This window comes from Martelella sp. UBA3392 (assembly GCF_002358775.1).
GTDB lineage: Bacteria > Pseudomonadota > Alphaproteobacteria > Rhizobiales > Rhizobiaceae > Martelella > Martelella mediterranea.
The window spans coordinates 1-11,929 of the sequence record NZ_DEPM01000281.1; the positions used below are offsets into that span (position 1 = coordinate 1).

An 11,929-nucleotide genomic window follows, 5' to 3' on the forward strand; every position below is an offset into this window, starting at 1 on the left:
GGCGACGTTGACGAGATAGTCGAGCCGGCCGGTTTCCTCGACCGTCTTTGCGACCAGCGCGGCGATCTCCTCGTCCCTGGTGATGTCGGTGGCGATGAAGCGCGCACCGGTGGCCGCCGCCGCCTTTTCGCCAGCCTCGGCATTGATATCGGCGATCACGACGTTGATGCCGTAGCCGGCGAGCACCGTTGCGATGCCCTGCCCGATCAGCGTCGCACCGCCGGATATGATAGCGGTCTTTCCGTTCAGACCTTTCATGATGGTATCCCCTTGATTGTTGTGACGGATGAAATTTCAGACCGGCGATGACGCCAGGCAGGTCGTCAGGAAGGCGCCGTCGCCATAGAGCAATGGCGGCGCTTCGCCGTCGGCGCAGCGGGTCGCCTCGACCCTGCCGATCAGGATGATGTGGGTGCCGAAGGTAACGCTCTCCGCCAGCCGGCAATCGAAGCTCACGGCGGCATCGGCGAGCACCGGCGCGCCGGTTTCCGCGATGCCCCAGTCGCCGACCGAAAACCGGTCCTCGCGCTGATGGCCGGTGCGGCCCGCGAATGTTTCGGCAACCGCGCGCTGGGCTGTCGCCAGCACGTTGACGGCGAAGACGCCGCGCTGTTCGACGACCGCCGCGATCGAGGTCTCGCGATTGACGCAGGCGACAAGCGAGGGCGGATCGGTCGACAGCGAACAGACCGCCGTCGCGGTGATCCCGCAGCGCCGCCCTTCGGCATCCAGCGATGTGATGATGGTCACGCCTCCGGCAAGTCGACGCATGCCGGCACGGAAGAGTCCGCTTCCCATATTTTCGTTCCCGCGATTGCGAATGGATTTCCCATTCATTTTATGTTTAAATTAATCATCCGCCGAACTTGACGAACCGCAATCCGGATTGCGCAACGCCTTGTCCGTTTTCGGCAGACGTGCCTTGTTTTCGATTGGGAAGCCCCCGATGATCGCTGCGCATGCCACACCTCTGAAGCATCACGGACTTGTCGACACCAGAAGCGTCGACGAGGCGCGCGACGCGATCGGCCGCATCTTCTGTCCCCATTTCCTGAGCGTGCGCGACCGGCGCGCCGACGGGTTTCATGCGATCCACAACGCCGTCGAACAGCCGGGCTATTCGGTGAACTTCGTCGCCTATGGCGCGGAGGTTGAAATCGATCCGGGCGAACTTTCCGATTTCTTTCTGCTGCAGCTTCCGGTCGCCGGCGCTGCCAATGTGCGTTGCGGCACACGGGTGACAGAGGCCGAGGCCGGCCGCCGCGCCTCGCTGCTGTCGCCGACGCTCGCCTCGCGCATGGTCTGGCGGGAAAATTGCGAAAAGCTGATCGTGCTGATGCGCCGCCGCGTGGTCGAGGATTTCTTCGAGACGCTGACCCATCGCGCGGCGACGCCGCTCGAATTCGAACCCGGCGTCGATCTGACGACGCCGGTGGGCGCCAGCGTCCTGTCCCATGCCCGCCTGCTGTTCGAGGCGGCGGAAGGCGGCGCGGCGCTGCCGGATTCCTACCGCATCATGCTGCGTGACGGGCTGCTCTCGCTGCTCCTGACGGGGCTGGAGAGCAACCGCTCCGCCATGCTGCATGCGCCGGCGGCCGCAGCGGGGCCGCTATCGGTGCAGAAGGCCGACGACTTCATCCAGACGCATGCTGCCGATACGATCGCGATGGCGGATATCGCCGCCGCCGCCGGCCTGCCGCTGCGCACCCTGCAGGATGCCTATCGCAAGGCCCGGGGCCACACCCTTTCCGACGGCGTGCAGAAGGCCCGGCTGCAGAAATTGCGCGAACTGCTTCTCAAGCCCGGCCCCGGACTTTCGGTCGCCGACGCCGTTCTGGCCTCCGGCTTCGGCCATCTCGGCCGCGCTGCCTCCGCCTATCGCGCGACCTATGGCGAAAGCCCCTCCGAAACGCTCCGGCGGACGCGATCGGCCTGAACGCGGTCGCGGCGAAGGTCTGAGCGTTCCAGCAGCCAGTCGGCAAGCGCTCTGGCGACGCCGCGGTTCATGCCGTGCTGGGACAGCGCCAGATAATAGACGGAAGCGTGGTCGATCCGGATATCGGAGAGGCGCACCAGTTCGCCGCGCGCGAGATAGGGCTCGATCAGCGCTTCCCGGCAGAGCGCAACGCCGAGCCCGCTCAACGCCGCATCGCAGATCAGCGCAGAGCCGGAGAAGAACAGCCGCCGCCCCTCGCCGTCCGCCGTCGCCTCCATGCCGGCGGCGGAAAGCCAAGTGCGCCACATCCGCATATCCTCGTCATGCAGCAACGTGACGCGGGCGACGTCGGCTTCGCGTCTGATATCATGGCGGGCCTGGTAGGACGGCGCGCAGACGGGGATCGCCGCTCCGGGAATGATCGGCTCTGCGCCCTGGGGAATATGCCCGTCCAGCGAAAAGCCGATCATGAGATCGGGCTCCGGGCTCACCGGCTGGTCTGAAATATGCTCCTGAACGTAGACGGAAACATCCGGATGCTCCGCCATGAAGGCTTCGATTTCGGGCAGCAGCCAGTTGGGAATCACGAAGCGCAGCGCCGCTACGGAAACAGGCAGTTTCTCGCGCATGGTCAGCCGGTCGATCTCGTGGCGGATCGCGCCGAAGCTTTCATTGATGACCAGCGCGAGGCTGTCGCCCGCCTCCGTCAGCGCCGTCTGCCGTCCGTCGCGCCGCATCAGACGAATGCCGGCCCAGTCCTCGATCTGCTTCAACTGGTGGCTGACGGCGGAGTGGGAGACATTCAGCGCCCGCGCCGTCGCCGTCACCGATCCGCTCTGGTGGAAGGCTTCCAGCGTCTTCAGCGCCCTCAGCGGCGGTAAGCGATCCTGGGCCATGTCGGTCTCTCCCGGCTCATGCAAAAATATGTTAGATTTATAGACGAGAAGGGGAAATTTTGTACTTTTTTTGTCGAATTTCTCACCGTAGCCTGTCGTTGATCTGTTTTTCAGCTCTGCCGTTTTCGAAGGCATGGCAAACCGGCCGGAGGCACAGAGGATGACCAAAGCGACAACGGGCGACCGCGCGACACTCCGGCTGGCGATGGCGCAAATGTGCTCGTCGAATACCCATGCCCGCAATATCGAAATTGTCACCGGTCTTGCCGCCGAAGCCCACGCGGCAGGCGCCGAACTTCTGGCGCTTCCGGAAGCCTCCGGCATGGTCAACAAGGATGTGGCCTCCGCCCGTCTTTCCGTCACCGACGAGGCGCGGGATCCATTTGTCGCCGCCTGCCGGGAACTGGCGGCGAAATACGGGCTGTGGATCCACACCGGCTCGACGCCGCTTGCCGGCGCGGATGGTGGCCGTTTCTCCAACACCAGCCACCTGATCGACGGCAGCGGCGCGATCGTCTCGCGCTACGACAAGATCCATCTGTTCGACGTCGACCTGCCGGGCGAGGTTTCGCGCCGCGAATCCGACCGCTATGCGCCGGGCGGAAAGGCCGTCCTCGCCGAAACCCCTTGGGGGCCGTTCGGCATGTCGGTCTGTTACGATCTGCGCTTTCCGCATCTCTACCGCGATTATGCCCATGCCGGCGCGACGATCCTGTTCATCCCGTCCGCCTTCGCGATGTCGACGGGCGAGGCGCACTGGCCGACGCTGTTGCGCGCCCGCGCCATCGAAAACGGCTGCTATGTCGTGGCGGCGGCCCAGTGCGGCCATCACGATGACGGGCGCGAGACCTGGGGCCAATCGATGATCGTCGACCCATGGGGCACGGTCGTGGAAGACATGGACAAGCGCATCGGGCTTGCGGTCGCCGATCTCGACCTTTCGAAGGTTGAAGCGACCCGCCGCTCCATCCCGTCGCTCGCCAATGAGCGCGACTACAGGTTTGAACCGGCGGCGATGCGCCGGGGGCGGCAGACCGCCTGAAGCATCGCGACAGCATCGTCAGCAAAATGGCGGGCAAACGGCGCGCCACAAGAAACGAATTTCAGAGGGATCGCACATCATGTTGAAACGCAGAACGCTACTGACGACCGCCATGCTTGCGCTCGGCGCGGGCGTATCGCCGCTGGCCACGGCCCCGGCCTTCGCGCAGGAGGACACCCGCCCGGATTTCGCCTTTGCGGTCGACAATCTCTGGTCGACGCTCGATCCGGTGATCGGCCTTTCGACCACCGGCGGCCGGGTCTACGGCAATGTCTTCGACACGCTGGTGAAGCGGAACTATTTCGAGGACCCTGAAGGCAACACCATCATTCCCGGGCTCGCCACGAGCTGGGAACAGGTGACGCCAACCACCTGGCGGCTGCATTTGCGCGAAGGGGTGACCTTCCAGAACGGCGATCCGATGACCGCCGAGGACGTCGCCTTCTCGCTTTCCGAGGAGCGCCTGTGGGGCGAGGAACCGCTGGCGCCGCGCGGCAAGAATTACGCCCGCGGCCTCGTCGGCGTCACCGTCGTCGACGACTATACGGTCGACCTTGAGACCGCCTTTCCCGACCCGACCTTCATCAACCGCCTGACGACGCCGATCGGCTACGTTCTGCCGAAGGACTATTACGAAAGCGTCGGCACCGAGGCCTTCGGCCAGAAGCCGATCGGAACCGGCCCTTACATGATCACGGATTTCGATCCCTCCGACCATGCCGTGGCCGTCGCCTATGACGACTACTGGGACGGCGCGCCGCCGCTCAAAAGCGTGACCTGGAAGATCGTGCCGGAGTTTTCGACCCGCTATGCCGGCCTCGTTTCGGGCGACTACGACCTGATCATGAGCGTTCCGATCGACCAGATGGACGCGGTTGAAGCGACCGACGGCATTCATCTGATCGTCGATCAGATCGGCAATTATCCGATGTTCGCCTTCAACACGCTCACCATCGAGGGCATGGACGACAATCCGCTGGTGGACGCCAATCTGCGCAAGGCGATGGTGATGGCGATCGACCGCGACGCCATTACCGAGGCGCTGTGGAACGGCATGACGTTCACGCCGACGCCGTTCAACTTCCCGGAATACGGCCCCTATTTCGACCCCGACCGCAAGGCGACCTATGGCTATGATCCGGAACGCGCGGCCGAATTTCTGGCCGAAAGCGACTATGACGGCCAGCCGCTGATCTGGAACATCGTGCGCGGCTTCTACCCGAACTATGAGGCAGCGGCCGAATACATGGTCGAGATGTGGCGCGACCTGGGCATCAATGTCGAGCTCAACATCGTCGACAACTTCTCGCTCGCCTATCAGCGCCCGTTCCACATGCTCAACATGTCGATGTCGTCCGAGTTCACCGGCGACCCCTACCGTCCGCTCTGGCTGGACTGGGGTCCGTCGTCAAGCCGCGTCACCGCCGCCCACCGCACCTGGACCCCGACCGAGGCTTTCCTGGAGGATGGCGAGCGGTTCGAGCGGGCGCAGACCTTCGAGGAGAAGAATGCCGCCTATCTCGATCTGGTGAAGGACTGGGAAGACGTCACGCCGGGCATGTATCTGTGGCGCAATGTCCAGACCTTCGCCATGAGCGACAAGTATGAGTGGGACCCGGGCAGCTCGCAGCTGACGATCTTCACCAGCGACTTCCTGACGATCGAACCCTAGGAAACGCCGGTGGCTGACAGTCAGACCGACCTGCTCGACATTCGCGGCCTGACGATAGCGCTGCCGGAGGGAGCGGACCGCGACCATGCGGTCCGTGCCCTCGACCTTTCGATCCGACGGGGCGAATGCGTCTGTCTCGTCGGTGAAAGCGGCTCGGGCAAGTCGATCACCGCGCAGGCCCTGCTCGACATGCTGCCGCGCGGGCTGAAGAAGACCGAAGGCGAGATCGTATTCGAGGGCGCGCCGCTACCCGTCGGCGACCGGACGGCGATGCGCCGCATCAGGGGCGACCGGATCGGCCTGATCTTTCAGGAGCCGGCGGCCACGCTCGATCCGGTGATGACCGTCGGAAAGCAGATCGAGGAACTGCTGCAGGTCCACGGCTTGCGCCCGGCGCGGGCGCGCCGCAATCGCGCCCTGGAGATGATCACGGCAGTGCGGCTTGCCGATCCCGAGCGCATCCACAAGTCGTATCCGCACCAGCTTTCCGGCGGTCAGGCCCAGCGGATCGCGATCGCCATGGCGCTCGCGCTGAAGCCGGCGCTCTTGATTGCCGACGAGCCGACGACCGCGCTCGACGTGACCACGCAGGCGGAAATCCTGACGCTGATCCGCGAGCTCCAGCACGAATTCCAGGCCGGCCTGCTGTTCATTACCCACGACCTTTCGGTCGTCGCCGATATCGCAGACCGGGTGATGGTGATGCGCGAGGGCGAGATCGTGGAAACCGGCTCCCGCGCTGCCATCTTCGAAAAGCCCAGCCATCCCTACACGATCCGTCTGCTGGAAAGCCTGCCGAAACCGGGCGCCAAACCGGCAGGCCCCGACAAGCCGGTTGTGCTGGAGGCGCGCGATATCGCGATCACCTATCATCAGCGCGACGGTGTTTTCGGCAATCGCGCCATCGAGGCCGTGCGCGGCGTGTCGCTTGTCCTGAAGCGCGGCGAGACCCATGGCCTTGTCGGCCAGAGCGGATCGGGCAAATCATCGCTGGTGCGCGGCATTCTGCAGCTCGAGCCGCTCTCCGGCGGGACGGTGCTTCTCGACGGCACCGATATCGCCGCGACCGGCATGACGCGGGCCATGCGCAAACGCATCCAGCTTGTGCAGCAGGACCCCTTCAGTGCGCTCAACCCGCGCCAGAAGGCCGGGTGGAGCGTTGCCGAGGGCGCGCTGATCCATGGCGCGCCCCGGAAGCAGGCAGCCGAACGCGCCCGCGCGATGCTTGCGCTGGTGGGTCTGCCGGAACAGGCCTTCGACCGTTTCCCGCATGAATTCTCCGGCGGTCAGCGCCAACGGCTCTGCATTGCCCGCGCGCTGGTGGTGGAGCCGGAAATCCTGGTCGCCGACGAGGCGATCTCGGCCCTCGACGTCTCGATCCAGGCGCAAATTCTCGCGCTGTTCGCCTCGCTGCAAAAGAAACTCGGCTTCGCCATGCTGTTCGTGACCCACGACCTTCGCGTTGCCGCGTCGATCTGCGACGCGGTGACGGTGATGTATCGCGGCGAGGCGGTCGAGCAGGGACCGGCCTCGAAGGTGCTGGTGACGCCGGCCCATGACTACACAAGAACGCTGCTCGAGGCGGTTCCCGACCGCGCCGGTCGCGCGACATCGTCTCTCGCGCGTGCCAAAAGCGCTGTAGCAACGGGAGGCGATCCTTCATGACCCGGGTCATCCTGTTCCGTATTCTGCGCTCGCTGGCGACGTTGCTGATCGCGGTGACGATCGTGTTCTTCTTCATCCGCCTGTCGGGCGACCCGGCGCAGGCGCTCGCCCCGCCCGATGCGCCGCCCGAGGTCGTGGAGGCCTATCGCGTCAAGCTGGGGCTCGACAAGCCGCTGCCGGTTCAATACGCCAATTACGTTCTCGGCCTGTTTCAGGGGGATTTCGGCTATTCGATTCATACCGGAAAATCCTCGCTGACGCTGTTTCTCGAACGGCTACCGGCAACCCTGATGCTGGGCGGAACGGCGCTTGCCATCGCGGTCATCTTCGGCATTTCCATCGGCGCGGTCGCAGCCCTCAACCGCAACAGTTTCATCGACCGGCTGGTGATGGGCTTTTCCGTCTTCGCCTTCGCCATGCCGAACTTCTTCTTCGGTCTCGTGGTGATTTTGACGGGCGCGCTGGTCTTCGGCGTGTTCTTCGGCGCGGCGGCGAATGGCCATATCTCGCTGCTTCTGCTGCTGCCGCCGGCGGCAACGCTGGGGCTTGCCTCGATGGGCGCCTTCGCCCGGTTCACGCGCTCCTCGCTGCTGGAGACGATCAACCAGCCCTTCATGATGGCGCTCGAGGCGCGCGGCGTGCCGGCATCAAGGCGGCTGTGGCGGCATGCCGCGCCCAATGCGGCCATCCCGATCGTCACCATGCTCGGCCTCAGCCTCGGCAGTCTGGTCGCCGGCGCGGTGGTGACGGAGCAGGTCTTCGCCTGGCCGGGCGTCGGGCAATTGCTGGTGCGCTCGGTCGCCACCCGCGATATCGCCGTGGTGCAGTTCCTGGTGCTGGCCGTCACCTTCTCGATGACCTTCGCCAACCTCGCGGTCGATATCCTCTATTCGTTTCTCGATCCCCGAATCCGGAGGGCTGCGTCATGAGGACCTTCCGCGATATGCCGCTTGCGGTGCGCATCTCCATCGGCTTCGTCATCCTGTTCGTGCTGTTCGCCCTGTTCGGCGGCTTCCTCACGCCATACGATTTCCGCCAGACCTCGCTGCTCGACCGGTTCGAGCCGCCTGTGTTTCTCGGCGGGACGTGGGACCATGTGCTGGGCACCGACGGGCGCGGCCGCGATCTTCTGGCCCGCCTTGCCATGGGCGCGAAGGTGACGCTGCTTGTCGCGATCTTCGGCACGCTGATCGGCGCGGTGTTCGGCTCGCTTCTGGGGCTGATCGCCGGCGGGCGGCGCGGCAAGGCGGATACGCTGATCATGATGGCGGTCGATGTCCAGGCCTCGGTCCCGATCATCATCATCGCGCTCTTCGTGTTGGCGCTGTTCAAGAGCAGCCTGCTGCTGATCGTGATCATGGTCGGCTTCAGCGGCTGGGAAAATTATGCCCGTCTGGTGCGCGCCTCCACGCTTTCGGTGCGCGAACGCGGCTATGTCACGGCGGAAAGGGTGCTCGGGGCGTCGCCCGCGCGGATCTATCTGCGCTATATCCTGCCCAATATCTTCAACGTCATCCTGGTGCAGTTCACCATCAACCTGCCGCTGACGGTGCTGCTGGAAACGGCGCTGAGCTTTCTCGGCCTCGGCGTCCAGCCGCCGATGACCAGCCTCGGCCAGATCATGAGCGACGGGCGCGACCGGCTCTTGACCTCGTGGTGGCTCACCATGTTCCCCGGCGCCATCATCTTCTTCCTGGCGCTGTCGGTTTCGATCGTTGGCGACTGGCTGCGCGACCAGCTTGATCCGACGCTGCGCAATGCCGGCCGCAGGTGAACCTGACCCGCCCTTCCCTTCCGACAAACGAATGAAAGAGACAATCATGCTGATCGACGCTCTCGCCACGGGTCGGGGCCTCCCCGCCATCGAACCGAAACGCTTCGACAATACGCGCCTGAGCGGCGTCTACCGGTCACAGCATCCGCAGAGCTACTGGAGCAACGGCCTGTTCCCGGCCGGCTTCCGGCTGACGCTGACTATGCGGTTTGCCGAGAATTTCCTCGCCTATGAGGGCGTCAACGACACCAATCCCGACAAGCTCTACATCAACAAGTTCGATGCCACGCTCGATGACAAGCCGGCGCCGATCGAGGGCAATGCCCGCTACAACGAAGTGCGCATCCGCCAGCTCGGCAGCCACGAATTCCAGGTGCTGGAACAACTCGACGGCGACGTGATCATCGGCCAGTACTGGTGCTTTTCCGAAGACGCCTCGACCCTGATGCGCTGGGGCGTCGGCAAGGCCCCCGATGGCGGGTCAAAGGCGTTCTTCGAGACCTTCGTCCGCGTCGGAGACTGATGCCGGCCTGAGAGATTCATGAGCAAAATCCGCCACTTTTAATCAATGGCGCAGCCTGGCGCAGAGCCCGGAAATACCAAAAAAAGTCCTGCCTGCGGCGGCTTTGCTTATAATTTCCCTGATCAAACCGGATATAACGCGTATTGTCATATGAAGTACCGCTAAAGTGGCGGCCCCGGGGGGACAATACGCATGAACAGGTCTGACACTCGGAAAGCGGCGGAGCGTCCCGCAGACCGGAAACGGATGAAATGGATCGCCTCGTCGATCCTGTTCCAGTCCACCGCCCTTGCCGGAACGCTTGCCGGCGTTCCGCTGCCACTCTATTCGCGCGGCTATACCCGCGCCTACGCGGCGGTGACGTGCGATCCGTCCTCGGTGAGGACCGAAACGGGTTCAAACATAGACAAAAGCCAGTTTGAGAGCAGAAAAAGCGATATCTATTCTCAGACGATCAGTTGCACGATTTCTTCCGGGACTTTGACCACCACGCAATATGCCTATAGCGGCACCTATATGGCGCTGATCAATCCAGGCGATGGCGGCGGCAGCGATACATACCGCGGTGCGGTCTATGGCGTGCACTCCAACTGGGGCTGGGCCGGTTTTAGTGTGAACGTCACGAATAACGCGACGATTACGGTTACCGAGGCCGCAGACACTTCTTTGCTGTTTGCGCCGGGATATAGCATTCCCTACAGCAATCTGCGTATCGGCAAGACCCAGTCCAACGGGCTGAATGCCGTGTCGCTCGGCGCGCTTAACTGGAGCGGGACTGACACGAACAAGGAAACCGGTGGGGGCGATGGCGGCATTGTTTCGATCGTCAGTTCCGGGGATGTCTCAAGTTCGGTTGGCGGCGGCATTTTTGCCCTCTCGCAAGGAGGGAGCACTCGAGATTCTCACGATAAAGACGGTAGCGCAGGTCGGGGTGGAAGCGTTTCCGTTCATTCAACGGGAACGGTGTCCGGTGCCACTTTCGGTATTGCAGCGCTTAGTCTTGGCGGCCCGGCCACCTATTCAGGTTCGGGTGATTACACCTCGAGCGGATATGCCTACTCTGTTTCGGTCTATACCTCGAAATCCGTTTATGCCACCAAAAGCGGACCGGCCATTCTGGCCGCGTCCTATGGCGGCAATACGCCCTACAACACGAATAGCTTCGATACAGGCGGCGGCGGCGATGGCGGCGGCAGCAGTTCCGGCGATGTAGAAAATCCCAATGCGACGGCTGCCAGAGTGCAGGTCGGTTCAGCGCAAACGCCAATGGCCGGCAAGATCACCACTCAGTCTGCCGGTGCGATTTACCTTGGAGCCGTCAATCAGAGCGTTCAGCTAACCCGGAAAACCGGTGCGGCGATCATGGCGATCTCGCGATCGGGCGATGGCCTGCCGGGTGGCGGCAAGAAGGCGATGGAAGGCTTCAACGCATCTCCGGTTGCCGTGACGGTCTACGGGGCGTCCTCGACCCTGCTTCAGACCCAAGGCGATTACTCTCCCGGTATTTTCGCCGTGAGCCAGGGCGGAACGTCGTACGAAAGTACAAAGGATGGCCGCGAAGCGCCGGGGGGCACTGGCCTTAACGCCAATGTCGAGCTGACCGGCGGCGGGCAGATTATAACCCACGGAGATACCTCAAGCGCCATTATCGCCCAGTCTCTGGGTGGCGGTGGGTCATCGACCTACAAGGGCGAGAACGGATGGGGCGGAGCGGCATGGGACGTGACCGTAACCAATGATTTCGGTATCGCCACATATGGCGACCATTCGCACGGCATTATCGCGCAATCTGCATCTGCGGCAGATGGCGGAGGTATTTATACGAATTCAGATGGTCGGACGCTCACCTGGGGCGATACGAGCGCAAACGGATCGACCAGCCGTGACGTTACCGTAACCAATACGGGTAATATCACGGTCCATGGTATCGATTCCCATGGCATCGTGGCGCAATCGATCGGCGGCGGCGGGGGATTGCTGCAATCTGCAGGAACCGTGCCAACAACGAGCCTGTCACAGGGATCTGCGATTTCAAACCCCGAAGATGGTCAGACGGTCGGAGGGCAAAATGCAGGCTCGGTGCCGGGCAGTGTTACGGTCACCAATAAGGGCAATATCTCGACCTATGGCGGTTATGCCGGTGCGAAAACCGCGGCCAGCAGCTCCGACCAGACGGAACTTGGCGGCGGCATCGCCATTCTCGCCCAGTCGATCGGTGGCGGCGGCGGTACCAACAGCGGCACCGGCGCGACGGGCGCGATCGGATCGGGCGAAAGCCCGAGTTCGGCAGTCAAGATCAGCAGTGACAGCGCCATACCGGGCAGCAATGGCGGCACGGTTGATGTTCACAATTACGGCAATCTGACCACAACCGGCTCGGAGGCGCACGGCATCGTCGCCCAGTCGATCGGCGGCGGCGGC

10 protein-coding genes and 1 pseudogene are annotated in these 11,929 nt (G+C 63.5%); 8 read left to right on the forward strand and 3 right to left on the reverse strand.

Features of this window, described 5'->3' with window-relative positions; genetic code table 11:
- Together B4E36_RS21575 and B4E36_RS21580 are read right to left on the reverse strand one after the other, a co-directional pair.
- Positions 1-258: SDR family NAD(P)-dependent oxidoreductase (locus tag B4E36_RS21575; RefSeq protein WP_345900811.1), on the reverse strand; the 258-nt coding region annotated here is incomplete at its 3' end.
- A 36-nt stretch (positions 259-294) separates the two neighbouring features.
- Positions 295-798 (reverse strand): flavin reductase family protein, encoded by a 504-nt coding sequence (locus B4E36_RS21580; protein WP_292052079.1) that lies wholly within the window; start codon positions 796-798, stop codon positions 295-297.
- 148 nt (positions 799-946) lie between these two features.
- On the opposite strand from B4E36_RS21580, the gene B4E36_RS21585 reads away from it, so the two are divergent.
- Positions 947-1,936 carry an AraC family transcriptional regulator gene (locus tag B4E36_RS21585; protein WP_292052077.1) on the forward strand — a complete coding sequence of 330 codons (990 nt, stop codon included), beginning with the start codon at positions 947-949 and terminating at the stop codon, positions 1,934-1,936.
- On the opposite strand, the gene B4E36_RS21590 is transcribed toward B4E36_RS21585, so the two are convergent.
- Complete coding sequence (locus B4E36_RS21590) at positions 1,888-2,832, reverse strand: LysR family transcriptional regulator (protein WP_292052075.1); 945 nt, start codon at positions 2,830-2,832, stop codon at positions 1,888-1,890. The two genes, B4E36_RS21585 and B4E36_RS21590, sit on opposite strands and share 49 nt — an antisense overlap.
- A gap of 160 nt (positions 2,833-2,992) precedes the next feature.
- Here B4E36_RS21590 and B4E36_RS21595 point away from each other — a divergent pair, with 160 nt between their 5' ends.
- The 7 genes and pseudogenes from B4E36_RS21595 to B4E36_RS21625 form a co-directional block, all read left to right on the forward strand.
- The gene (locus B4E36_RS21595) at positions 2,993-3,874 is read left to right on the forward strand and encodes a carbon-nitrogen hydrolase family protein (protein WP_292052073.1); all 882 of its coding nucleotides are present in this window, start codon (positions 2,993-2,995) and stop codon (positions 3,872-3,874) included.
- Between the two features lie 79 nt (positions 3,875-3,953).
- Positions 3,954-5,546: an ABC transporter substrate-binding protein gene (locus B4E36_RS21600; RefSeq protein ID WP_292052071.1), complete on the forward strand. Its 1,593-nt coding sequence runs from the start codon at positions 3,954-3,956 to the stop codon at positions 5,544-5,546.
- Positions 5,547-5,555: 9 nt separating this feature from the next.
- Positions 5,556-7,211 (forward strand): dipeptide ABC transporter ATP-binding protein, encoded by a 1,656-nt coding sequence (locus tag B4E36_RS21605; protein ID WP_292052069.1) that lies wholly within the window; start codon positions 5,556-5,558, stop codon positions 7,209-7,211.
- Positions 7,208-8,140: an ABC transporter permease gene (locus B4E36_RS21610; RefSeq protein WP_292052067.1), complete on the forward strand. Its 933-nt coding sequence runs from the start codon at positions 7,208-7,210 to the stop codon at positions 8,138-8,140. The genes B4E36_RS21605 and B4E36_RS21610 overlap by 4 nt, the downstream gene beginning before the upstream one ends.
- A complete protein-coding gene (locus B4E36_RS21615) occupies positions 8,137-8,985 on the forward strand; it encodes an ABC transporter permease (protein WP_292052065.1) in 849 nt (282 codons plus the stop codon). The genes B4E36_RS21610 and B4E36_RS21615 overlap by 4 nt, the downstream gene beginning before the upstream one ends.
- 46 nt (positions 8,986-9,031) lie before the next feature.
- On the forward strand, positions 9,032-9,508 hold the full coding sequence (locus B4E36_RS21620) for a hypothetical protein (RefSeq protein ID WP_292052063.1): 477 nt from the start codon (positions 9,032-9,034) through the stop codon (positions 9,506-9,508).
- A gap of 246 nt (positions 9,509-9,754) precedes the next feature.
- Positions 9,755-11,929, forward strand: a pseudogene (locus B4E36_RS21625) (beta strand repeat-containing protein); the annotation flags it as partial.